The organism is Sagittula marina, from assembly GCF_014196795.1.
GTDB lineage: Bacteria > Pseudomonadota > Alphaproteobacteria > Rhodobacterales > Rhodobacteraceae > Sagittula > Sagittula marina.
In genome coordinates this window covers 1-2,170 of sequence record NZ_JACIEJ010000037.1, presented here as the reverse complement: position 1 = coordinate 2,170, position 2,170 = coordinate 1, and the positions used below count along the sequence as shown (strand labels likewise).

Here is a 2,170-nt window from a genome sequence, read left to right as displayed (position 1 = left end):
GTGCCGCCCCAGGTGCTCGTTTAGGCCACCTTCCGCTCGAACGCGACAGGGCTTTTCCAGCCCAACGCTGAGTGTCGGCGTCGCGGATTGTAGAAGCCGTTGATGTATTCAAAGATGGCCATCTGAGCTTGGCGCCGTGTTTCCCATGACCGACGCCAAATCAGCTCGGCCTTGATGGTTTTAAAGAACGTCTCGACGGCGGCATTGAAGCTCCTATATCGGTCAAGTCGCGATTTCAGCTGTTTTTGGCACACAAAGCTGGCTGTAGATTTCGCGGACGATGTAGCGTTTCAGGCACCGGATTATCTCGCTTTTGCTCTTCCCGTCTTTCGTGCGCTTTCTGACATAGGCAAGTGTTGGTTCATGGCTTCGCATCCTGACGATGGCCACGCGATAGAGTGCTGCGTTGGCTTGCCGATTGCCACCACGGTTCAAACGGAAGCGGCGGGTTCTGCCACTGGATGCAGGGATGGGGCAAACCCCGCAGAGCTTTGCAAAGGCTGCTTCGGAACGAATGCGTGTCGGGTCGTCTCCGACGAGGATCAACATCTCGGCAATGGTCAATGTCGCAATACCATGCGAGGCCATCAGTGTCGGCGCACGTGCCGTGACAAGACGTTCCAATTCGGCGTCGTGGGTGAGGACCTCCTCGTGCAGCCACAACCAGCGCCGCGCCAACGCTTTCATAGCCATTTTCGCCGAGGCCAGCGGGCTATCGATGTTGCCGGGCCTAAACGCGGCGATATGCCGGATGAGCGCAATTTTTCCTCGGATTTGATCCAGGGTTTCGCGCAGCTCGGCTGGCGCGTTGATAATCAGTGTCTTCAAGGTCACCATCGCTTGTGAGCGCGATTTGACAGCTGTATCTCTTGCGATTTTCAGATGCCGGATCATTTCAGACGACCCAGTGTGTGTCTTTGGACGTGCCGTGGCTTGTCCGGAAAGAACGGATCTGGCGGCGCCTTCTGCGTCCAGGCTATCGGTCTTGCCTTGCGTGTATCGCAGCTGGCGATTTGGGCGCGTCACCTCAACGACGGTGTGGCCCTGAGAGAGTAAATGCCGAGAGAGGCCAGCGCCATAAGACCCAGTTCCTTCGATCCCAAACGCCAGAACTTCTCCATGAGACCGCGACCAGCGCTCCAGTTCCAGATACCCCTTCCGGTTGGTTGGAATAGACAGCGCGGCCAGCCGAGTGCCTTGGGTATCAATCGCGACAGCTACGTGGATTGCCTTGTGCGTGTCGATGCCAATGATAACTGGGTGTGCGGTCTTCATGGTGCCCTCGCTGCCTGAGATATGCCCGGGCACCGATCCGAGGGGACAGGACTGTGATGGGGCGTCCCCGTCAGGCTCCTATAAGGTCACATCTCGCCCGTTGCCGGGGCGGCTTGACGGTCGACACGTCAACACAATGACACGTAGTCAATCGTAGCATGGGTCAGGCCATCAAGCCGCAATACCATATTCACAGTCATAGCAATTGCCTTTGCCACTCATGGACACCTTGAAGCCATTCTGGCGCAGGATCTTCTGGTAGTCGTGGGAGCAATATTGCGACCCGCGATCCGTGTGATGGATGCAGCCTTTTGGCGGTTGCCGGAACGCGATGGCCGTCTTCAACGCACGGATCGCCAAGTCCCGTTTCATGCGGTTGCTCACAGCCCAACCAATGACACGGCGTGAGTGCAGGTCCAAAATCACAGCAAGATACAGCCAACCCTCGCGGGTCCAGACGTAGCTTATGTCGCCTGCCCATTTCTGGTTTCGTTGATCCGCGGCGAAGTCTCGATCCAGCAGATTGGGCGCAATGTTGAACTTATGATCGCTATCCGTTGTGACCTTGTGTTTGCGGGTTCGCACAACGGATATGCCGTTCTGTCGCATCAAACGGCCCACCCGGCGATGACCGACGTCCAAGCCAATTTCCTTCAACTCTTCCGTCATCCGTGGCCGACCATAGCTGCCCAGGCTGAGACGCGATTGCTCTTTGATATGCGCCAGTGTGACCAGATCAGATCGCTGCCTGCGACTGGCTGGGCGGGTGCGGAACGCCCGTAATCCACGCGTACTCACGTCCATAACCCTACACAAGCGCTCTGTTGGAAACTGATTTCGGTGTTCTTCAATGAACTTAAACCTCACGGCTTTTGGCTCGCAAAGAACACCGTGG

The 2,170-nt window shown here is 56.8% G+C and carries 1 protein-coding gene and 2 pseudogenes; all 3 read right to left on the bottom strand.

Features of this window, described 5'->3' with window-relative positions:
• Window positions 1–20 precede the first annotated feature (20 nt).
• Window positions 21–206: pseudogene (locus GGQ68_RS24025) on the bottom strand (IS3 family transposase); the annotation flags it as partial.
• Between the two features lie 16 nt (window positions 207–222).
• Entirely contained in the window at window positions 223–1,275 is a 1,053-nt protein-coding gene (locus tag GGQ68_RS24020) for an IS110 family RNA-guided transposase (protein ID WP_183970536.1), read from the bottom strand.
• Between the two features lie 195 nt (window positions 1,276–1,470).
• Window positions 1,471–2,170: pseudogene (locus GGQ68_RS24015) on the bottom strand (IS3 family transposase); the annotation flags it as partial.